The organism is Candidatus Endolissoclinum faulkneri L5, from assembly GCF_000510265.1.
Taxonomy (GTDB): domain Bacteria; phylum Pseudomonadota; class Alphaproteobacteria; order Thalassobaculales; family Thalassobaculaceae; genus Thalassobaculum; species Thalassobaculum faulkneri_A.
Map to the genome: position 1 here is coordinate 1110408 of NZ_CP006745.1, position 23111 is coordinate 1133518.

Consider the following 23111-nt stretch of genomic DNA (forward strand, 5'->3'; position numbering starts at 1 on the left):
GAACATATTAATATATTATTAATAAAGATATTATTAATAAAGATATTATTAATAAAGCAAAAATAGAACCTAAAATCTCAATTTTCTCTAATTGGCTAGTTAATATATCATAACAAAACAACTAAGATATATATCTTACTAAGTCAAATGTACTACATTTCATATAACTAACAAAATAATTTATTGTTTTCGTCTATCTTAGAAGAAAAACTCAGTACTATCATATATGGCATTAATTATTTTTACATGATCAAAAATATATTGATTTATGATTATTAAAATTAAAGTAATCAAACTTATAAGATTAATAATGTATATACAATATTGTTTTTATACTAACAAAACCTTTAACTATAATAGAATACTACCGTATTTAAACAAAATTTTTTATCTATCTTCTAATAATCTTCCAAATTAACCTACTAAGATTTTTAATAAACTTAAGATTAAAGTAAGAAATAATGAATAATAAAATACATATTCCTGTGCTGTTATCTGAAGTATTGAATGCACTAGCACCTACTTCAGGGAAGTGCTATCTAGATGGTACTTTTGGGTCTGGCGGTTACACTCGAGCAATACTAGAAAAAACTGATTGTACTGTTCTTGCCATTGATCGAGATCCTGACTCAATTGCTCGTGCCAAGATCATGAAAAAAGAATTTGACTATAGAAAGGGCAAGCATCTAATCCCTTTGCAAGGCAGGTTTAGCGAAATGTATATGCTTGCTAAAAATGCTGGATATTCTACTGTAGACGGTGTAACTCTTGATTTAGGCTTTTCTTCTATACAAATGGATGAGGCTGAACGCGGCTTTTCTTTTCGCTGCGATGGTCCACTTGATATGCGCATGGAGAGTAGCGGGATAACAGCAGCTGATTTAGTCAACACAGCAAGCAAAAAAAAATTGTCTGATATTATTTTCTATTTAGGCGAAGAGCGTTATGCCTGTCGCATTGTTAAAGCAATTATCAGGGCAAGGAAGATTGCTCCCATTCATAGGACAAGTCAGCTTGCAACTCTTGTCCGCCGTTCAATACCTTATTCAGGTCATAAAAATATTGATCCTGCTACTCGTACCTTTCAAGCCTTACGCATTTATGTAAACAATGAGCTAGAAGAGCTCGAGCATGGTTTGGATGCCGCAGAACGACTGCTAGCACCAGGTGGTAAGCTTGCAGTCGTTTCCTTTCATTCACTGGAAGATCGTAAGGTAAAGCTTCTATTACGTAAACGTTCTGGACATACTTCCAACCCATCGCGGCATAATCTAGAAGCTATTGCTGGCAATTATGCAGGGCTTTTGCCTACTTTTGCCATTACAGCAACGCAACTAATCCTTCCAAAAAAAGATGAGATCTCTCACAACCCGCGTGCTCGTTCTGCTCGTTTACGGATTGCTCATCGGACTGAAGCTTTGCCATGGCAATCACAAACAAAACAATAAAATTGCTTAGCGTTTTTCTTTGGTTATCGATCAGTAAATAGTATTAAATAATGATCATTATTTAATACTATTTACTGATCGATAACTTATGATATGCAATCCTAGCACCAATCCAACTGTGTTAATTAATAAATATTCTTAACTTAATTAGTTTTTTTAATTATCATTTCTCTTGCGATATCTACGTAACTTATATTCTTTTTAAAAAATCTACTTATTGTTAAACTGTTTTTACATATCGCCGTTACTGTATAAATTTTTATCCAATATACTATCTATTACTACACAGACCATCGCAACCTAATGCAGATGACAATTAGTTCGCAAATTATCTAAATTTACAATACTGACTTCAAAAATTACTAGTTGATTCTTATTAAGATATACATTGGTCATGCACCTAAAGATACTCATCTAATCGGAATAACGAACGTCCATTGTAACAAATAGATAGCAAATTCATTATACAAAAAAGATTATAACCATCCCTCACATAAGAAGCTAAATAGCATCTTAATTGGAGATTAGTGGGTAAATTCGTTTTTTTTTGCTGAACACAAATTATTGCATGCTTTATCACCGTAAGAGTAATATAGTGGGATATTTTTTAAAGTAGCTAGAAGCTAGGACATTAAAGGAATGTGCAAACTAGCAAATAAGTCATTTAGACTTACCTTAAGTAACTTTAACTTCAACATAATTATAAACTAGCGTTATTAAGTAATACTTAATAAATTATAAATTACGATAAAATCATAAACTGTGCTATATTAAGTCGTTTATGTATTATTAAAAATTAGTAATGCTATCTTTAAAGATAGACTAACCACGCAAAGTGGTTAAAATTTTTTACTTAAATCATTATAAATTATATAAATGGCTAAATAAACTGTGTACTTGAAAGTACACAGTTTATTTCTTTGGATAATATGCTTGTAAAAAACAAGTTTTATCATTTTTACGACAATGTTATCTATTGAACAATCTGCATTATATATATTTGAAATATTCAAAAGTATATCGCATTATCATCTAAACCATTTATTTAACATAAAAATACAATAGCTGAGATCGTTTTGTTTATTATGAATGGTTTTAAATTTTAACTCTATCTATGATTTAATTTACCTAAATGCTGGAGGTAGAGCCTTGCGTCTTTCTGCTCTTATTAATTATCAAGATTTGTCTTCTATAGCACTGATTTCAGAAGATCCAGAAATACTCGGATTAACAACAGATAGCCGTAAGATACAGCCCGGATTTTTATTTGCTGCCATACCCGGCTCTAGAGTAGACGGCCGAAACTATATACCTGAAGCTATCGCTAACGGTGCGGTAGTTGTATTAACTACACCAAATATTATTGAATGCGCAGTCGGAATACTACGCGACAAAAACCCTCGCCGACAACTAGCTTTAATTGCCGCTCGCTTTTACGGCAAGCAGCCGAAGATATGCGTCGCTGTAACTGGTACTAACGGAAAAACCTCAGTAGCTGATTTTACCAGACAAATATGGAATAGTGCTGGGTATTTAGCAGCATCGATCGGCACCTTAGGAATCACTATCGAAGACATCATTACCAATCCAAACTTAACTACTCCGGACGCAGTAGAACTTCACAGGACACTGCACAATCTCGTTCAAATAAATATTAATCATGCTGTTTTAGAAGCTTCTAGTCACGGACTAGACCAGTCTAGGCTTGATGGTGTTGATATTAAAGCTGCTGCTTTTACTAATCTAACTCGCGATCATTTCGACTACCATGTCAATATTGAGGATTATCGTACAGCTAAACTTAGCTTGTTTGAAAAAGTAATGCCCCCGGGCGGGACTGCTGTAATAAACATCGATTCGCCAGAATTTAATAATTTCTGTGAGGCAGCAAAGCATAATCAACACAAGATTTTATCCTACGGAATGCGTCCGAGTGCCAGATTGCGTATCATTAGACAAAGGATCCAATCGAACGGCCAAGAAGTAGAAATTACTATTGATGGAAATTACTATTTGATTAAAATGGCCCTGCTTGGTAATTTCCAAGCTTGGAATGCTCTATGCGCCTTGGGTCTAGCGATAAGTAGCGGTACGCCAATAAGACTGGCTTTAGAAGCCTTGCCTTTTTTAACCAGCGTACGTGGACGCTTAGAGCGAGTAGCAGTACTAGAAAATGAAGCTACAATTTATGTCGACTACGCTCATACTTCAGATGCCCTGAGAACGGTTTTGCAAGCAATGCGGCCTCATACAAGTGGGAAACTATGGTGTATATTGGGCTGTGGTGGCGATCGTGATCCTGGGAAACGATCAATAATGGGTGCTACTGCTGGCGAATACGCTGACCGAACAATCATTACTGATGATAATCCTCGTTCCGAGGACCCGGCCAGTATTCGGGCCGCCATTCTTGCAGCCTGCAAGAATGGCGTAGAAATTGCTGACCGTCGTACTGCAATATACGAGACTATTGCCCAACTCGATACTGGGGACGTACTAATAATAGCCGGAAAAGGTCATGAGAATGTACAGGAGATTAACGGGATAAAATATTCATTAAATGAGTCATACATTGTTCGTGATGCAATTGCCGCACAAAAGTATTTAGGATGAGTGCCCTATGGACACGTACCGCGGCCACTGAGGCGACCAAAGCTCAGGTATTCGGGAACGATTGGTTTGCTTATGGAATAAGTATCGACAGTCGTAAAATTAAAATAGGTGATATTTTTATTGCACTACCTGGAAAACGTGTGGACGGTCATCAGTTTGTCATCTCTGCCCTGAATGCAGGCGCTTCTGCCGCTCTGGTCTCACATGTACCAAGTGGCCTAGATAATGCGCCTTTGTTAGTAGTAAAGGATGTCTTCGAAGCGCTGAAAAATTTAGCACACATGGCGCGAGCACGCTCTCATGCTCGAATAATCGCTGTAACCGGCAGCATCGGTAAAACTACGACCAAGGAAATGCTAGCCAGTATGCTTAGTGCACATGGAAAAACCATAGCCAGCGTTGGCAATCTAAACAATTCTATAGGCGCCCCAATATCCTTAGCTCGCTTACCGGCAGATTGCGATTTTGCAGTGTTTGAACTTGGTATGAACCATGCCAATGAAATTAGACCTCTGGCCCAAATGATAGCGCCGCACGCTGCTATCATAACTAATGTTGAACCCGTGCATACTGAGTTTTTTGATAGCATCAACGATATTGCTGACTCCAAAGCTGAAATCATGGAAGGACTTCTACCTGGCGGAGTGATCGTCTTGAATGCTGATAACAATAGCTTTGTAAGATTAAGCAAAAGAGCTCAAGCGCTATGCATAAATCGAATCGTTACTTTTGGGCATAGTGCAATCTGCGATATACGTAGTATAAAAATTGAAACTTTTAGCGATGGTACAAAAGTAATTGCTAGTGTAGAAGGTAAAGAAATTAACTGGACAGTCAGATGCATCGGTCGTCACTGGGGCTTGAATAGCCTTGGAGCTATTGCCGTCCTTCATGCCTTAGATCTTTCATTTGTACCATTACTCAACCAATTATCTGTATTTTCACCCATAAGTGGTCGAGGTAATCAGGTAATGATTCATACTATAGATAACGGCACTGCTTTATTGATCGACGAAACCTATAATGCTAACCCGAAAAGTATGCGAATAGCGTTGTCTGTATTTGCTGTAACCCAAGGAAAGCGTAAAATTGTGGTACTAGGTGATATGCTAGAGCTAGGTACCATATCCGCGATTGCACATGTTAACTTAAAAAATGCTATTGAGGAGATAAAACCAGACTTAATCTACTTATGCGGAGACGCCATGTCGTATTTACGTGACGCCTTGGGTAGAGAGCGAATAACCTTATGGACTAAGACAGCCAACGCACTTGCAAAATCAGTCGCAAATAACATAATGAATGGTGATGTAATTCTGATAAAAGGGGCTTTTGCAATGGGTATGCAAGAGATTGTATCTACTCTTAAAAGTAAGAGAAAGATTTTGTAGAAATGCGGCATTAAAATAATAACCACAATATGATCTACGATTTTATCACTAATAAATTTAATATTATTAACATATTAAGCCCTTTAAGCTTCCGCTGCAGCGGAGCCGTGCTAACGGCATTATTTATTTCTTTTATACTTGGGCCATCAGCTATCCATTGGTTAAAAAGTAACCAAGTGAACGGCCAACCCATTCGAGATAACGGACCAGAAAGCCATCCTATAAGTAAAAAAGGTACACCTACTATGGGTGGATTGCTCATTTTGAGCGCGCTAATAATCTCCACTGTATTATGGGCAAAACTATCAAATGTATATATTTGGATTACTTTATTTATTAATATTAGCTTTGGCGCAATTGGCTTCCTTGACGATTGGCTAAAGATAAATAGAAAGAATATCAAGGGATTAAAAGTTAAATTGAAGTTAGCAGCCCAAGTTGCTGTTGCGACTGGAGCAACTTTGGCTATCCTTTCCACCTTCGAAAGGACAACAGCCTTTGATATAGTCTTACCATTCTTTAATAATGTACTATTAGATCTAGGATGGTTTTTTATCCCATTTGCTGTTTTTACGATAATTGGCGCTGCAAACGCAGTAAATCTAACCGATGGTCTTGACGGGTTAGCTATAATGCCAGTAATAATCATTGGTAGTGTATTTGCTTTGATATCTTATATTGTCAGTAACACAATACTAGCGAGTCATCTACATATTTACCACTTACCGAACACTAGCGAACTGACAATTTTATGCAGTGGGCTGGTAGGAGCATGCTTAGGTTTTCTATGGTTTAACGCTCCGCCAGCTATGGTATTCATGGGAGACACTGGATCATTATCTTTAGGAGCAACGCTTGGAACCATAAGCATCATCACTAAGCAAGAATTAATGTTAGCGATTATTGGTGGTTTATTCGTATTTGAAACAATTTCAGTAATCATCCAGGTCGCTTCTTTTAAGCTAACGGGCAAACGCGTCTTCCGCATGGCTCCATTACATCACCACTTCGAAAAAATAGGTTGGAAAGAATCCGCTATAGTAATCCGATTTTGGATTATCGCAATCATTTTAGCTTTGACCGGTTTATCCATAATAAATTTTAGTTTTGCGTAATGATAAAATTAGATTTCGCAAAAAATAAGTGTTACGCTGTCATGGGACTCGGGATATCTGGGAGATTAGCGGCTCGAGCACTAGCAAAGGCCGGTGCTAATGTTTTAGCCTGGGATGATATAGATAATGCTCGCAATCAAGTTTTGGGCATAAAAGGTGTGCAACTAGAAAATCTAAATTTTCATGGACTTGATAAAGTCCATGCTTTAATTCTTTCCCCTGGCATCCCTCATACCTACCCAAAACCACATCCAGTAGCTGCAGAAGCCAAGAGAAGAGGTTTACCGATCATAGGTGACATAGAGCTATTACTTCGTGCTCTGCCTAATCGCAAAAATATAATCATTACAGGCACCAACGGGAAATCTACCACTACTGCACTAATCAGCCACCTATTAACCTCAAATGGACTAAGAGTTGAAGTCGGTGGCAATCTGGGACGTCCTGTATTAAATTTTAATGACCCAGGCCGCGATGGGATACTAGTATTAGAACTAAGTTCATACCAACTTGAACTTACCCCGTCAATTGCACCGACTATAGCAGTATGGCTTAATATAAGTATTGATCACATAGAGCGGCACGGTAACTTGGCTGGCTACGTTGCAGCTAAACAACGAATATTTGCTAACCAATGTTCCGACAATATAGCTATAGTAGTTGTTGATGATGAGCAATCTAGTATAGTCGCTAATACATTGCGCCAAAATGGAAATAATTTAATTGAGGTCTCTAATAAAAGACCAATCCTTGGTGGTATTTATGTTGATCAAGGCTTTCTAATCGACGCACGATCAAGCCAACCAAATAAAATATTTGATCTTAAGTCTGTTCAATCCTTGCCGGGTGCGCATAATGAACAAAACGCCGCCGCAGCTACTGCCGCTTGCTTGGCTCTCGGCTTTAGAAAAGAAGTAATAGCAAGAACTATTACTTCTTTTCTAGGACTAGCACATCGTCTAGAATTAGTTGCTGTGTACGACAATGTCACTTATGTGAATGATAGTAAAGCAACCAATGCTATTGCTACAGCACAGGCGCTTGCCACCTACAATCCAATTTATTGGATTGTAGGTGGACGCGCTAAGGAAGGTGGTATTGAGAGATTAACGCCTTGGCTTAATCGAATTAAGCGAGCATATCTAATCGGCGAAAGTGCAAAAAATTTTTTACGCCAAATTGGCAATAATTGCCCTACTGTACTATCTTACACACTCGAAAATGCAACATGGCAAGCACATGCTGAAGCACAGGAAGATAATATTTTGGGTGCAACAGTACTGCTATCACCAGCCGCAGCTAGCTTCGATCAATTCCCTAATTTTGAAGTACGCGGTGAACAATTCAAGGCGCTAGTCCGCGCCCTAACTTACAATTACAGTAAAAAATATTAACATTTGTGTAAATAATTCTATAAATAATATTTAATGATATCAACTATTCAGATTGCTGATAGCAATAAAAAGCAATACGCTTATTACTTATTTCGTTAATTAATATAATGAGTAGTATCCTTCTCTATTTTACGCATGGCTAAGCCAATTAACATCAAAAATTATTAGTTGACAAATAAATAATTTATTAAATTGTTATTATATAATTACCAGAATAATGGCTATTAAGCCATTTGCTAAGCTATATGTTATTGTAAATAGCGATATTATTAGATCACATTCTGTAAAAAATATTGCTAGCTATACAAACCATTATCTAGTTCAAAAAACTATTCATAATTGATATTATCTTTGATTGTTTGCTTCAAAGTTTTATTATACAGCTAAGAAATTGCTATAGAATAGAACAACTTTATAATAGTTATTTATTTAATTTAATACATTATTGTAATGTATACTTTAGGCAAAATGAATACTTTGATATTTTAGCATAAATTATCATTATTATGGCTTTATAGCTTAATCGCTATCGCAATAGCGCAATATTTCTATTTAAGAAATAACCTTTTGTACTTATTATTCTCAGTAATAGGGAAACATGCTTGTCAAGCAAAGCAGAATAAAGTAACCTTAAGACAGCATAAAAATGCAAGATGCTTGCATTAAGTACCATCTCTTAAACGTAATGCCATTATACAGAACCTTTACTTCGTTATTATCATAATACTGAGTATTAAATTCTACTCTGGCGAAGATTAAGAAATTAATAATAGAATGATCGATAAGCGTACTATTGTACTAGCTGCCGGAGGCACTGGGGGACATTTCTATCCAACTCAAGCTTTGGCTGAATTGTTAGTTGCAAGCGGTTACCGAGTAGTCCTAATCACTGACACTCGTGGCTACTCTTTCAAAGAATCATTGCCCGATATTGAGGTTTATATAATCAAAGCATGCGGCATTGCCAAACTCAGCATTATTAAAAAAATAAAAGGTGCAACTAAACTATTGTTTGGATATTTTGATGCTTGTCGATTAATAAGTGAATTACATCCTACCGCTGTACTTAGCTTTGGAGGATATGCCTGCGTACCTACAGTACTTGCAGCGAGTCGCCGCGGTATTCCTATTATTCTTCACGAACAAAACGCTATAGCTGGTAGAAGTAATCAGCTATTGGCTAAAAAAGCTTCAATTATAGCTACTAGCTTTGAGCGAATCGAAAAAATTCACGAGCAAGATCAATACAAGATTATATTAGTCGGTAATCCAGTGCGCGCAGAGATTAGAGCTATCCGGACAATGGATCCGCCACCGCTAACACCAGATGGCCCATGCGAAATTTTAGTGACTGGAGGTAGTCAAGGTGCTAGTATCTTTGCTAAGCTGATCCCAGATGCTATTGCCCTAATGCCAAAGCGAATTAGCTCTCGAATACGCATAGTTCAACAAGCTAGATTAAACGAAATTAACCAAGTAATAGCTGCTTATCGTAAGATAGGTATTAATGCTGATGTAAGCCAATTCTTCAACGATATGCCACAACGTCTTCGCGCAGCAAACTTGCTGATTTGTCGCTCTGGTGCTTCCACATTAGCAGAAAATACAGTCGCTGGGCGTCCAGCGCTGCTAGTCCCATACCCTAACTCAGTTGACGATCATCAAACCGCTAATGCTCGTGCTGTAGAAGCAGCAGGAGGCGGTATGCTTTTACCTCAGGCTAATCTTACGCCAAAATATCTCGCTCAATTACTCACAGATTTATTGAACAACACTAAACAGTTATCTTACATGTCATCTGCTGCTCGCGCCTATGGCAGGCCAAACGCGGCAAAAGATCTCGCAAGCATTCTTCTATCTGTTATTGGTTTAGATAAAAATCTTTCAACTTAACACTAAAACTAGCTCCCAGTATCATAACAAAGTATCCTTGCATGAACACCATACCTTTTACAATAGGTATTATACATTTTATCGGCATTGGCGGCATAGGAATGAGCAGTATCGCTGAAATACTGCATAGCCTTAGTTATCAGGTGCAAGGAAGTGACATTGTCGAAAATACAAATACAAAACGACTTGAGCAACTTGGTATTGGTATATTTATAGGTCATTCTGCAAATAATATAATTGATGCTTCCGTTGTGGTTATTTCTACCGCTATTAAGCTAGATAATCCAGAATTGATTGCCGCTCGAGAACGAATAATACCCGTAGTACATCGCGCTGATATGCTGAAAGAACTAATGCGCCTAAAAAGATCTATTGTAATCGCTGGGACTCACGGCAAGACGACGACTACTTCCATAGTTTCAGCAGTATTAAATAGTGGTGGAATTGACCCTACGGTAATTAATGGGGGTATTATCAATGCTTATGGTACTAACGCTCACCTGGGGAAAAGCGAGTGGATAGTACTAGAGAGCGACGAGAGCGACGGTAGTTTTACGAAACTACATGCAACAATTGCAATAATAACCAGCATTGACCATGAACACCTAGACTTCCACGGCTCCTTAGATAACCTAAAGCAAGCCTTTGAAATATTTGTGCTAAATACATCATTCTACGGCTTCGTCGTACTTTGCCTAGACCATAAAGCGGTTAAGAGTATAATTTCGCAAGTATCAGATAGAAGAATTATTACTTATGGATTTAGCGCGCAGGCAGATATTCGCGCCGTTGACGTGAATACAACCTCAAACGGAGTAAACTTTACGGCAGTAATTACCGACCGTACACACAGACAAACAAGGAGCATAGATAATATATTTTTTCCAATGTATGGAAGACACAACATCCAAAACGCATTAGCTTCTATTGCTATAGCTGCTAACTTGGGTATTGATGATAGTCAAGTCCGCAATGCATTAAAAAAATTCACGGGTGTGCAACGTAGATTCACCACAAGAGGTGAATCTGCCGGCATAAAAGTGATAGACGATTATGCACACCATCCCGCAGAAATTGCTGCTTTATTATCCGCTGTTCGAGATATAACCAGGAAAAATCAAATAATTGCAGTTGTTCAACCGCACCGTTATACTCGTCTACGCGACCTATTTGAAGATTTCTGCTCTTGTTTTAATGAAGCCGACGCTGTAATTGTCTCTGAAGTCTATGCTGCGGGCGAAACAAGCATAACAGGCATTAGCCGAGATGATCTGGTATCTGGTATACGAGCCCATGGTCACCGCAAAGTAATAGCGTTAATCAATCCCATAGAACTTGCAGGCATGATAGTTAATCTTTGCGAGAAAGGTGATATAGTAGTTTGTCTTGGCGCAGGTAGCGTTACTGAATGGGCTCAGGCTTTGCCAGCCCAAATTGATCATATTATCAGCAGAAATGCATCCCAGAAATTAGCAACAGTATAGTAATCTACAGCTCTGTTGATTATTTAGCTGTCTAACAAATTAAGTAATAAATTCTTCATATTTGAGTAAACCATTAATACAGCTAGCAATGAGTAAACTTATCGATCAACTTCCTCAACTACGCGGTCAATATTATGAAAACATCTCACTCGCACCGTTAACATGGTTTAAAGTTGGCGGCCCCGCTGAAATTTTATACTATCCTGCTGATGAAAAAGATTTGATTTTTTTGCTTACTAATAAGCCCAAAGGCATGCCAGTAACAGTGATTGGTATCGGTTCTAATCTGCTGATTCGCTCCGGTGGGCTAGATGGTATAGTAATTCGTTTACGCAAACCATTTGCCAAGATCACAATTAATGATGACAAAATAATCGCTGGCGCAGGTGCTTTAGATGTGACAGTCGCCGCTAAAGCACAAAAATCTGGATTAAGTGGAGTAGAATTCTTATCCGGAATTCCGGGATCTATAGGTGGTGCACTGCGGATGAATGCTGGTGCTTATGGTAAAGAAGTATGCGATGCACTAATATCAGCACAAGTCATAGATCCGCTTGGCAAGCTTTATACTCTTTCTACTAAAGATATGGGTCTTTCATACCGTAATAGCAATTTACCACTTGATTGGATTATCATGAACGCAACTTTCCAGGTAAAACCTGGGATTGATCCGGAAAATATTTCTAAAACGATGCGCGAAATTCAGAATGCTCGTAATAGCACTCAGCCATGCCATGAACGTACATGCGGGTCTACCTTTACTAATCCTGTAGGATATAAAGCATGGAAATTGATCAATAAAGCCGGCTGCAGCGGTTTGCGCATAGGCAGCGCTATGGTATCAGAATTACACTGTAATTTTTTGATTAATACTGGCAACGCTACCTCAGATGATATCGAAAGTCTTGGAGAAGAAGTACGTTTTCGGGTTAAGAAAACAAGCGGCCTTGAACTAGATTGGGAAATTCACAGAATTGGCAAAGCACTAGATATAGGTAAGTAAAAATGAATCGTAAAAGTATTCATGTAGCTGTTCTAAAAAATGGCTTTTCGCTAGAAAGATCAGTATCTCTATCGTCTGCTCAGTCATGCGTCAAGGCTTTGCACCAAGCAGAATTTCAGGTTACTGAGATTGATGTCGATCGTAACATTATCTGTAAACTGAAAGAAGTACAGCCAGATGTGTGCTTCAACGCTTTGCATGGATCATTTGGCGAAGATGGTACAATCCAAGGTCTGCTAAACATATTGAATATCCCATACACTCACTCTGGCGTACTTGCTTCTGCTATAGCAATGAATAAACAAATAGCAAAAGCTACCTTTGTTAGCATAGGGTTACGCTGTCCTAGCGATAAAGTAGTTACACCTATCTCGTTTAAATATAGCGAACCGATGGAGCCACCCTACGTAATAAAACCACTTGACCAAGGTTCTAGTATCGGCATTCATGTTATCAAAAAAGGTGATAGTTGCCTTCCAGCTTGGGATAAATGGAATTTCGGTAATCGAGTTTTAGTAGAAAAATTCATTGACGGCCGTGAATTAACTGTCTCTATTCTTGACAATAATCCACTAGAAGTAACTGAAATAACCTCTTCAAACAAGTTTTACGATTATGACGCTAAGTATGGCAAAGAAAAATCGCATCATGCTACACCAGCTCAAATACCTTCATCAATTCGTAATGAAGCATTGAATATGGCTGTTCAAGCACATAAATTTATCGGCTGTCGTGGAGTGACCCGCTGCGATTTTCGTTATGATGATACTAAATTAGATCCCGGTACCTTATACCTTCTAGAATTAAACACACAACCAGGTATGACACCAACATCCATCCTAGCAAAACAAGCTGCTTATTGTGGAATATCTTTTCCAGAACTAGTTACTCGCATGGTAAATAGTGCTCAATGTGACCATTAACCTATTCGTTTGTCCCAAAAGAACATCTGTCACTATATAAATCTTGGCATAAACTTACAAATAATCCACAGTGAAGATGATTAATGCTAGGAATGACAATGGCGATACGATTTTCAAAATATAAGGCAACGTTTTGTCAAAAAACTCTTAAGCAATCCATTGCCTGTAGCGGAGTAGGGCTACACTCAGGCAAGGATGTTACTATGAGACTCTGTCCAGCTCCGATAAATCATGGAATAGTCTTTCATCGTACCGATATAACTGATTGTAAGCAACTAATATCTGCAAGATACGATAATGTAGTTGATACAAAACTTTGTACAGTTATCGCTAATAAAGACAATATCTGCGTCGGTACGATTGAGCATTTGATGGCTGCCTTTGCTGGTTGTGAAATTAACAATGCATTAGTTGAAGTTGATTGTACCGAACTAGCGATCATGGACGGATCTTCTGAGCCCTTTGTCTGCATGATTGATTGTGCTGGCATCGTCGAGCAAGATGCACCTCGCCAAGTCATTGAGATCCGCAAACCGATTACTGTTGACATAGACGATAAAAGAGTAACTTTAAGTCCTTCTAACTGCTACGCAATCGATTTTGAGATTGATTTTGCAAGTAAAGCTATTGGTCGTACTGTATGGGGAGTAGAGATGGTAAATGGTACATTCCGTCATGAGATTGCCCAGGCACGCACTTTTGGATTATTAGAAGAAGTAGAACGCCTACAAGCTAACGGATTAGCGCGTGGTGGAAGCTTAGATAACGCTATCGTAGTTGACGGAGACAAAGTATTAAACCATGAAGGTCTGCGCTTTAAGGATGAGTTCGTACGCCATAAAGTACTAGATTGTGTAGGTGATTTATACCTTGCTGTTGCACCGTTAATTGGCCGTGTAAACGCAGTAAAAGCAGGCCACCAGATAAACAACGCTGCCCTGCGAGCCCTTTTCGCTGATCCAAGTGCATACAAGATTGTCGACTATGAGGATAGTCATGCTATCGAATAGCTGATATCAAGGAGATAAATTTAACCACCCTATTAAACAATAGAAACCTTCAAATAAACATTAGCTTGAAATTATATAACTAGCAAAATTCAAAACAAATGATTTAAACGCTCCGCGAAGATGTAATTATCTAAAAAAAATATTATCTGATAACAAAAATCCTATAAGGTATTTTAAAAATAGCAATCTAATTTACACTATATCTCCCGCAGCGATAGACTGCTTTGACTTGGCATCTATCCCACAGTTATTAAATAATTCAACCAGTTCACCCGAATCAAACATTTCACGCACGATATCACATCCACCAATAAACTCACCTTTTACGTAAAGCTGAGGAATAGTAGGCCATTTCGAGTACTCTTTAATAGCTTCACGAATCATTTGGTCTTTGAGTACATTGACGCCTTTAAATTTAACACTAAGATTGGATAAAATTTGCACGACCATAGAAGAAAAACCACATTGCGGAAATGCCGGAGTACCTTTCATAAACAATAAGACATCACTTTTAGCAATTTCCTCATTAATTTTTCGTTTTATACAGTCATCAAGCATTTTAAACCTTCCTTTTAGTTTTTAGAATTTTAACCACTTCATGATATCGTTTTATATGAATAATAAGCACGAAAAATATTATTTAATCGGTACTTATTAGGTTAGTTATCGACAAACTCTTATCTGGTATCTTCTAACTGCTCTTCATGTAAGAAAATACTTATCACAATTAAAATATCGAAATACAGAACATAAAAAACTATCTTCTACAACAAAATAACTTTTTTCAATCAAATCCTTTAAGGAAAAGCAGCTTTGTTAGCGTAAATAAGCCAAATTTCCATAGGCTTGTATAGTTTTTGTTCCTATTCAGCTTACTCTATAGTTAATTTTTATAACTCATGTATCCTGGCAGCCATTTTTCATACTGATAGCTTAATTCTTTCACAGTAATTATAATCTCCCCATTAAGTGTCAACATACCACTTTTATTCACAACACCAACTACAGCTGCAGGAACACTGGCTGATAATGCAGCTTCAATAACTTTCATAGGAGATGAAGTAGCAACAATGTATCGACCTTGATCCTCCCCAAAGCCCCACGCATGCACCAAGATGTCCTCAGGTGTAACTATATCGACGCCAAAAACTTTTAAGACTAGTGCCATCTCGGCGATTGACACCAACAATCCTCCATCAGAAACGTCATGACAAGCACTTATTGTATTTTCAGCGATTAAATTACGGACCAAATTACCGGCTTGCTTTTCAGCAACAAAATCAATTGGTGGAGGTGCGCCCTCTTCCCGACCTTCTATTTCACGCAAATAAAGTGAAGAGCCAAGCCAACCGTCCTTGCGATTAGCCGGCTGTCCAAGAGCTAAAAGAGTATCTCCGACATTTCTTAGGGCTGAAGTAACAATTTTAGAACAATTATCAATCACACCAACACCACCAACAACTGGGGTAGGTAAAATTGCATTACCATTTGTTTCATTATACAGTGATACATTACCTGATACGATGGGATAATCTAAAGCCTTGCAAGCCTCTCCCATGCCTTTTATACATCCTACCATTTGACCCATAATGGTAGGATTTTGGGGGTTACCAAAATTTAAGTTATTTGTCACCCCTAGTGGGGTAGCACCAACTGCAATAATGTTGCGCCAAGTTTCTACCACTGCTTGGGCACTACCGATTTTTGGATCAGCTAAACAGTATCGCGGAGTAGAATCAACTGTGACGGCTAAGCATCGTTGAGTATCATTGATGCGTATAACGCCACTATCAGCTTCTCCCGGCTTGATCATAGTGCACCCCATCACTAGATGATCGTACTGTTCCCATATCCAACGCCGGCTAGCAGTATCCGGGCATGAGATTAACTTAACTAAAACCTCTCCCAGGGAAAACTGCGGTGCGGGAACATCGGCAGCTGCAATCACCGAAGGAGACAATATCGGTAAGTAGGGGCGGTTATATTCTGGCGCTTCGCCAACCAATCTTCTAATTGGGATATCACACTGCACAGTGCCATCCTTTTTCAATACCAGACGCCCAGTTTCAGTCACAGAACCAATTATTGCAAAATCCAATTCCCATTTTTTAAATATCTCCTGTGCTTTATCCACACTTTCCCAGCGCATGATCATAAGCATACGTTCCTGGCTCTCTGAGAGCATGATCTCATATGTACTCATTCTTAACTCGCGCACTGGAACGCGATCTAGGTCAAGTTCTATACCAACACTCCCCTTGTCTGCCATTTCAAGGCTTGCAGAGGTAAGGCCAGCAGCGCCCATATCTTGGATAGCAATTATGCATTCTCTCTCCATAAGTTCCAAGCATGCTTCTAATAAGAGTTTTTCAGTAAATGGATCACCTACTTGGACTGTAGGCCGACTATCCTCACTATTCTTGTCAAATTCCTTTGACGCCATAGTAGCTCCATGAATGCCATCACGACCAGTCTTAGCACCTACATAAACTACTGGGTTACCTGGTCCAGCAGCAGCTGAATAAAAAATCCGATCAGTTGTAGTTATACCTACAGTCATAGTATTAACCAGAATATTATCATTATAGGAAGGATGAAAGTTAACCTCGCCAGCTACAGTCGGTACGCCAACGCAGTTGCTATAGCCCCCTATGCCAGCTACTACACCTGAGAGTAAATGACGGGTCTTAGAATGCTGTGGATCCCCAAAACGCAAAGCGTTTAGATTTGCTATTGGCCTAGCACCCATTGTGAATATGTCGCGTAAAATGCCGCCAACACCAGTAGCAGCTCCCTGGTATGGGTCGATAAAGGATGGATGATTGTGGCTTTCAATCTTAAAAACTACCGCAATACCACCGCCAATATCGATAACTCCAGCGTTTTCTCCTGGTCCCTGAATAACATGACTGGCTTTTGTTTCCAGCGTCTTCAACCAACGTTTAGATGATTTGTAAGAACAATGCTCTGACCACATTACTGAGAATATACCCAACTCATTTAAGTTAGGCTTTCTACCAAGTATATTTATTATCACTTTATACTCTTCTTGTGTCAAGCCGTGCCTAGATACAACATCTTCAGTAATAACAGTGTCTACAATCATCTTGTTTGGTTCATAATCATAAAAATCAAAGATTAGTTGCTCTAATTATAATTAAAAATATCAAAGATTAGTTGCATCTTTGATGCTCTATAGGGATAATCAAAACAGTCAGATATACAAGGCTTGGGTAATGTCAAGGCATATCACAGATCAAATAAAATCTATTGCATTGCCCAACATAACTGTTTAATGAATATAAGTCTACTGTATCCAAGGAATTTTACGCTTATAAACTTACCATTTGTTATTAAAAGCTGTAATGGTTAGTGAAAATCTTTCTTAATTATGACTGCGACAAAGCTTGATCGATTGCATCGCTTTGCTCTCCTTTTGTAGGAGGAGGGGGAGGTAGAGCAAATAATTAACTTGGGTGTTAACTAAGATGCTAATTTTATAGATTTTAATCCTTAAACACTGTTTTTTGATGTACTTACGCTGGAAAATCTTAATTAAACAATGAAGAAGGTAGTTAAATAATAACTGTTTTTGCAAGAAAAATTCACTAGCTTTATAAAATGCTATACATTAACTAAATCTTGCTGAGATTTAGTTAATGTATAGCATTTTCCTATTCTTCCTTATATGCAGAACATAAAACTTTAAGGATTAATGTTTGGCAAGTAATTTTAAGAAAGATTTTAAAAAATCCTCTAAAATATTACATTACCTACTAGCGTATAAATTGATAAAAAGATAAACGATCTTGCTACAAATTAAATTTTAAACCATAAAATATATATTTTTAATGACAATAATAATTAACAATAATAACGGTATACATAAATTTACATAGCTTAACACTCCCGTATTTGCTTGTTTTAAATTAATCACCCTAATACTAAAGCTTTAGTTGAAAGTTGGCGTTATTCTTAACTAAGTCGTCATTCAAATTAAGCGATAGTCTACCGAGTATTAAAATAGTGGGCTATGACGTTAGTGGGAAAAATAAAGTTGTTTGGCAATTAGAATCTTCTTCATAACTTCTTAGCTATCAGAAAGAATAGTTTTTGACTTTTATACTATATAATAAAACAATTTAATTAGAATATTAAGATAAATTAAGAATAGCATTTTCGATAGCAATCCCCGCCTAAGCTTTCTAAGCGCATTTTTGCTTAAAAGTATTGCTATAACGTCAGCTAGAATAATTGAACAAAAATACTAACTTTCCAAAAAGTTGTTAAAGTTATTAATAATAAAATTACTACACATAATAATTTATTCAACCTAGCTGTATGTATTTTACAATGATTATTATTAGAAAATAATCTTATCGCTGATGAATAATAAATTTTATTTATTAACAAATTTTTTATAAGTTCAATTTTATAAGATAATTATAAGCATGATTACTTTGGAGTAGCGGTTTGCATGGTAAGAGCATGAATATCCTTGCCTAGAAGTCCCCGAAGAGCATTATACACTATCTGATGCTGTTGTACACGACTTTTCCCCTCGAAAGCAGAAGATTCGACGTAACAAGAATAATTATTGTCATGCAAATTTTTAATCGATACACAAGCGTCTGGAATAGCTTGTTTGATTAAATAGTTAATTTCATTTACCTTCATAAACATTGTAACCTTTGACCCATTGATATTAAATTTAACTATTTCTTCTCGTATATAGTCTAGATCATAATCAATATGCTTAATGAATTAAATTTTAACTAATTTATTTAAAATCATATCTTGCCACAGCAACTGAATATAATTTCAGCTGTAAAATCAGCTATTCAATAATAAAATTAAACACAACCAATTCAAGTTAGGAACTTAATAAAATTAACATAGCGTCGACAAAAATTTGCTTTAGCTTACAATCATACTATTCAGAATACATGAAAAAACTTGCAAATCCTACTGCTTAACATGCTTCTCCAAAAAGAGATAAAATTCTAATTGAACTACTATGAATCAATCATGATATTGGTAGCTACGCCAAGATTATTAAATGATGCGTTAAAAATAAAAATAGTCTAATAACCCATTGTTATTAGAGAATGCTTGTATTTTTATTGATCTACAAAGTAACCATAATACCTACAAATCCAATGTATCTAGCTCGGCATATTTTAATTCATAAAATGCAACATTCATACACTGCAAAGTGTATCCTTGATATCACGTTTATGAGTAAAAATTATTCTATAATCTTCATAAAAACTATCGTATACACAATCATCAAACAATTTAATACTATTTTTTAAGTTTATATTGGCGACAAGAATATAATAATTTAAAAATATTATAAGGCTATTTTATAGCTAAAGTAAAATAAAAGATATTTAGAAAGAAATAAATATCAAAAAGCATCATACTCAATTGAATCAAAGTTAGTAAATAGCAATTTTAGTTGCATATCATTTTTTTGAATAGATTTTAACAAATCTAACCGTTTGTAATAAACAAAATGATTTTTATTAAAAAATAAAGCATGAGATTAAAATTAAATATATGACATAACTTGTTAGCACTTGTTTTTTTTTGATACTAAGTCGAATAGCTTTCTTATTTATTCACAAGACAAAATCTAAATCTTTTATTTTACTTGATTAATAACAGCACATATTATTAATGCACTGACATTGATGATTACGATAGAAATATATTCTACTATCTTAATTAAGATACTAATGTAGCGATCAGCACATTAGTAATATTCAATGAGATATACAAAATTAATAATTTGCTATGCTAGTAGTAATTTTAAAAGCTAGGCTTTATTATTGAATTATTTAGATATAGAGAAAAGAAACTTGTCCCCATAGTAATTCAATTAATTTATTGTGCTGATAGAAATCCTGAATAAATAAAAATTATATTGACTTGCTTAAAAATTAATTCTTACTCAAATAGAATACACAAACTGCTCATATAAATATATTGTAGCACACAAAGCCAGTACTAATATCTTTTATCTTTTTTGATGCAAAAAAGTTACTCACGCAGACAGCTGCAATAAATCATTTATGAAGATTAATTAATAATTACTTGAGGTAATTTAAAATCCTCAAGGACTGCGTGAAGAAATTCAGCAAAAATTTTTGCTCGATAGCTCGTAGACGAACTGCGTTAGTCTTACATTTCGTAAAATACAAACTCCATAAAATCTTTTTTTACAGTTCAGCAGGTATTCTATTATAGACATACCATTAAGTTATTGATTTTAGTAATTGCTCCTTGTTTAAATTGCATAACCTATGCCTTGTATAGATAACTATTTATTGTTAGATAAATAGTTATCTATACACATAAGCAAATATTGGATTACATTATAGTGTTTATTGGTATCCTGTTAACCAGTATATTTTTAACAGTCTTTCCAAATGTAGAGGTATTAGGTTAGTAATTTATTTAGACTCACTTCTATAAAGAATTAAAGTAGATTCAAGAATTAACACCTGCAAAATTTTAATTTTACCAATCAATAAAAGCCTATTCTTAAAACACTAAGAATAAATTGCTTTTAGCTATAACTTTAAAACAACAAACAAAAACTTCTATTTAGCACAGTTTGCTCCAGTGTGTACAATACAAGCAGATGTTACTACAATAACCTTAATTTAGTATACTGAAAAGATATTCCAAACGAGGCTAATGTATTATGAAAGGAATACCTTTTTAAGCTTACATCAAAATAAGCCATAGATAAGGCAAAACCAACAGAACATTTTAATAAAAAGCGATAATACTGTCAAGGAAGATAGTTCAATAACAAATGCATAGCCGCTAAGAGCGTTTACCTCGTAGTAATATCAGTAAGATGCTGTTATAAATAATAACCAAATTGCTATTTTATTCTCACGGCTAATTATAATTTATATAGCATAATCAACAGTATTCTAATTAATTGATAATGTTTTAAAAAATAATAATTTATCTTATGTACTCTATCTTGCAAATAAAAATTTATTTTATAGCTAATCAAAACACATTACTGTATATTTCACCCCGCCTGACTTATCGAAACAACCTAATTAGACGAAACCTTATCCTTATCGGAATAAGAAATAAGACTAATTTAAATAATTAAAAATTAAAATAACTATACCTATTAAAACAAAAAACAATACAAGTGGTATTAAAATATAATTTGTATTGCGCCATACAAGTTTACTACATCTCTTGCATTTAAGATTCATTTTTAGTTAACAGCATTCTTTCTTAAGAGTACAAAGCAAAAAAAAGATTCAGACGGTCTATAAGCCGGGTTCTGTACCTAGAAAACCTAGGTGACGGCCATTCATCTAGGACGGTCGTTACCGACCATCTCACGCAACCCACCCGATGACTACGCGGGAACGCGTCTACCTAATCTTTTACAAAACTAGCATGTCATCCCTATTCGGTCTTGCTCCCGGTGGGGTTTACCTTGCCAATCCCGTTGCCGGCATCGCGGTGAGCTCTTAACCGCACCCTTTCACCCTTACCTAGAAGCTCCAATTCAAGAGGGCTAGGCGGTTTACTTTCTGTGGCACTATCCCTAGAGTCGCCTCCGCCGGGCATTACCCGGCACCGTGTTCCCGTGGAGCCCGGACTTTCCTCCCATACCATTTTAACTGTATCGGTGGCCGTCCAACCGACTGATTGGCCATAAAATAATTTATGTTTTTATAAATGTCAAGCAAGCGATTAGCTTATAAAAAACCACTCGTCTTTAATTGCATTCATTGCAAGCAAGTTAATATACCAGATCAAAATTTGATGGCTTGCGGCATAAGTAGCGCAGAATTATGTTCAAATCCATACCTTGCAGCCAATACAAAATAATAGTTACCTTGAAGCTAATAAACGCCATATAAGAATATTATCTATTATCAAAGTAAACCTAAACTATCTTAGTATATAAGAAAACAACATATGATAGCACAAAAATTAATTTTTAATAAACTTTACAAAAGTTACATGTGCTAACAAAATTACTAGTATTAAGATATTTTAAAACAGCAGCTTACAAAACAAGCTTTTGCCAACTTGCTAAATTAATAGCAAGTATATTAAGCAATCTTAAAACGATCTCTTTGTGCACAAAAACTATTTTACGATAACAAAACTACCAGTAAACAAAGATTACTGACATACTTTTTATCAGCATAGTGATTTCTGTATTAGAGAATAGTTTTTCATGATTCTAGCTACTCGCTAAGCAACAATTATAACACCATGATTAATAACATTGCTGGCAATTAAGTATTAAATCCTATTACGCTTATGATGTTACTGATGCTATAAAATCTCTCAACCGTAAAGACTAACACACTCAAGGGAAGAATCAGCTACCATTGTATAATTATGGATTTTTGTTTTAGAAATGTAACATATTTAACTACAGAAATTTACTTGATGAAATAATATATTGATTTTGCTAGCCTTAGCCAACAAGCATAAGCAAGTTAAAATTCCATCTTCAGGAACATGGACCTAATATAGCACCTGTTTATATCTTAAGACGATCTAGTAAACCATAATGCACTAGATAATGACGATAGATGATAGCTAGTCAGCACTATACTTATTTAAAGCATAGTCGTTATTTATATTTTAGGTGTATTCTGTGCACTAAAATAGCTTTGGTGTATGAAGTGTTATCCATCAAACAATCAACAAGATAAACTACCTGAACATTATCAGTGGATTTATAATAGCAAAGATCCCTCTTCCGTTAAGCTGCATTCTGCTCCAGATTGCAATAATCTGCTCTCTTGCCGATAATAACTAAAAGTATTCAC

General features: G+C 36.2%; 13 protein-coding genes and 1 other RNA gene. 10 read left to right on the plus strand and 4 right to left on the minus strand.

Features of this window, described 5'->3' with window-relative positions; translation table 11 throughout:
* The first annotated feature begins 461 nt into the window (after positions 1-461).
* The 10 genes from rsmH to lpxC all read left to right on the plus strand — a co-directional run bounded on the left by rsmH (position 462) and on the right by lpxC (position 14274).
* Positions 462-1448: a 16S rRNA (cytosine(1402)-N(4))-methyltransferase RsmH gene (gene rsmH, locus P856_RS03220; RefSeq protein ID WP_025300735.1), complete on the plus strand. Its 987-nt coding sequence runs from the start codon at positions 462-464 to the stop codon at positions 1446-1448.
* Between the two features lie 1089 nt (positions 1449-2537).
* Entirely contained in the window at positions 2538-4061 is a 1524-nt protein-coding gene (locus P856_RS03225) for a UDP-N-acetylmuramoyl-L-alanyl-D-glutamate--2,6-diaminopimelate ligase (protein ID WP_227028661.1), read from the plus strand.
* The gene (locus tag P856_RS03230; protein ID WP_025300737.1) at positions 4058-5452 is read left to right on the plus strand and encodes a UDP-N-acetylmuramoyl-tripeptide--D-alanyl-D-alanine ligase; all 1395 of its coding nucleotides are present in this window, start codon (positions 4058-4060) and stop codon (positions 5450-5452) included. The genes P856_RS03225 and P856_RS03230 overlap by 4 nt, the downstream gene beginning before the upstream one ends.
* Before the next feature lie 29 nt (positions 5453-5481).
* Entirely contained in the window at positions 5482-6567 is a 1086-nt protein-coding gene (gene mraY, locus P856_RS03235) for a phospho-N-acetylmuramoyl-pentapeptide-transferase (protein WP_025300738.1), read from the plus strand.
* A complete protein-coding gene (gene murD, locus P856_RS03240) occupies positions 6567-7961 on the plus strand; it encodes a UDP-N-acetylmuramoyl-L-alanine--D-glutamate ligase (protein ID WP_025300739.1) in 1395 nt (464 codons plus the stop codon). The genes mraY and murD overlap by 1 nt, the downstream gene beginning before the upstream one ends.
* Before the next feature lie 774 nt (positions 7962-8735).
* A complete protein-coding gene (murG, locus tag P856_RS03245) occupies positions 8736-9854 on the plus strand; it encodes an undecaprenyldiphospho-muramoylpentapeptide beta-N-acetylglucosaminyltransferase (RefSeq protein ID WP_025300740.1) in 1119 nt (372 codons plus the stop codon).
* A 41-nt stretch (positions 9855-9895) separates the two neighbouring features.
* On the plus strand, positions 9896-11338 hold the full coding sequence (gene murC / locus P856_RS03250) for a UDP-N-acetylmuramate--L-alanine ligase (RefSeq protein WP_025300741.1): 1443 nt from the start codon (positions 9896-9898) through the stop codon (positions 11336-11338).
* 88 nt (positions 11339-11426) lie between these two features.
* Positions 11427-12341 (plus strand): UDP-N-acetylmuramate dehydrogenase, encoded by a 915-nt coding sequence (murB, locus tag P856_RS03255; protein WP_044214923.1) that lies wholly within the window; start codon positions 11427-11429, stop codon positions 12339-12341.
* Positions 12342-12343: 2 nt separating this feature from the next.
* Entirely contained in the window at positions 12344-13264 is a 921-nt protein-coding gene (locus P856_RS03260) for a D-alanine--D-alanine ligase (protein WP_025300743.1), read from the plus strand.
* Positions 13265-13362: 98 nt separating this feature from the next.
* Positions 13363-14274: a UDP-3-O-acyl-N-acetylglucosamine deacetylase gene (gene lpxC, locus P856_RS03265; protein WP_025300744.1), complete on the plus strand. Its 912-nt coding sequence runs from the start codon at positions 13363-13365 to the stop codon at positions 14272-14274.
* 192 nt (positions 14275-14466) lie between these two features.
* Here lpxC and grxD read toward each other — a convergent pair whose 3' ends face one another.
* From grxD to rnpB, 4 genes are all read right to left on the minus strand, one after another.
* Positions 14467-14832 (minus strand): Grx4 family monothiol glutaredoxin, encoded by a 366-nt coding sequence (gene grxD, locus P856_RS03270; protein ID WP_025300745.1) that lies wholly within the window; start codon positions 14830-14832, stop codon positions 14467-14469.
* A gap of 325 nt (positions 14833-15157) precedes the next feature.
* Positions 15158-17380: a phosphoribosylformylglycinamidine synthase subunit PurL gene (gene purL / locus P856_RS03275; RefSeq protein WP_025300746.1), complete on the minus strand. Its 2223-nt coding sequence runs from the start codon at positions 17378-17380 to the stop codon at positions 15158-15160.
* 1349 nt (positions 17381-18729) lie between these two features.
* Positions 18730-18951 (minus strand): BolA/IbaG family iron-sulfur metabolism protein, encoded by a 222-nt coding sequence (locus tag P856_RS03280; RefSeq protein ID WP_320409043.1) that lies wholly within the window; start codon positions 18949-18951, stop codon positions 18730-18732.
* A 2617-nt stretch (positions 18952-21568) separates the two neighbouring features.
* An RNA gene (rnpB, locus tag P856_RS04175) (RNase P RNA component class A) lies at positions 21569-21969 on the minus strand.
* Positions 21970-23111 lie beyond the last annotated feature (1142 nt).

What these genes read in the sequence shown, in the direction of transcription:
- murD (WP_025300739.1), top strand. Translation starts at nt 6,567, where the DNA reads ATGATAAAATTAGATTTCGCAAAAAATAAGTGTTACGCTGTCATGGGA.
- murC (WP_025300741.1), top strand. Translation starts at nt 9,896, where the DNA reads ATGAACACCATACCTTTTACAATAGGTATTATACATTTTATCGGCATT.
- lpxC (WP_025300744.1), top strand. Translation starts at nt 13,363, where the DNA reads ATGGCGATACGATTTTCAAAATATAAGGCAACGTTTTGTCAAAAAACT.
- P856_RS03225 (WP_227028661.1), top strand. Translation starts at nt 2,538, where the DNA reads ATGGTTTTAAATTTTAACTCTATCTATGATTTAATTTACCTAAATGCT.
- P856_RS03280 (WP_320409043.1), bottom strand. Translation starts at nt 18,951, where the DNA reads ATGAAGGTAAATGAAATTAACTATTTAATCAAACAAGCTATTCCAGAC.
- grxD (WP_025300745.1), bottom strand. Translation starts at nt 14,832, where the DNA reads ATGCTTGATGACTGTATAAAACGAAAAATTAATGAGGAAATTGCTAAA.
- mraY (WP_025300738.1), top strand. Translation starts at nt 5,482, where the DNA reads ATGATCTACGATTTTATCACTAATAAATTTAATATTATTAACATATTA.
- murG (WP_025300740.1), top strand. Translation starts at nt 8,736, where the DNA reads ATGATCGATAAGCGTACTATTGTACTAGCTGCCGGAGGCACTGGGGGA.
- murB (WP_044214923.1), top strand. Translation starts at nt 11,427, where the DNA reads ATGAGTAAACTTATCGATCAACTTCCTCAACTACGCGGTCAATATTAT.
- rsmH (WP_025300735.1), top strand. Translation starts at nt 462, where the DNA reads ATGAATAATAAAATACATATTCCTGTGCTGTTATCTGAAGTATTGAAT.
- P856_RS03260 (WP_025300743.1), top strand. Translation starts at nt 12,344, where the DNA reads ATGAATCGTAAAAGTATTCATGTAGCTGTTCTAAAAAATGGCTTTTCG.
- purL (WP_025300746.1), bottom strand. Translation starts at nt 17,380, where the DNA reads ATGATTGTAGACACTGTTATTACTGAAGATGTTGTATCTAGGCACGGC.
- P856_RS03230 (WP_025300737.1), top strand. Translation starts at nt 4,058, where the DNA reads ATGAGTGCCCTATGGACACGTACCGCGGCCACTGAGGCGACCAAAGCT.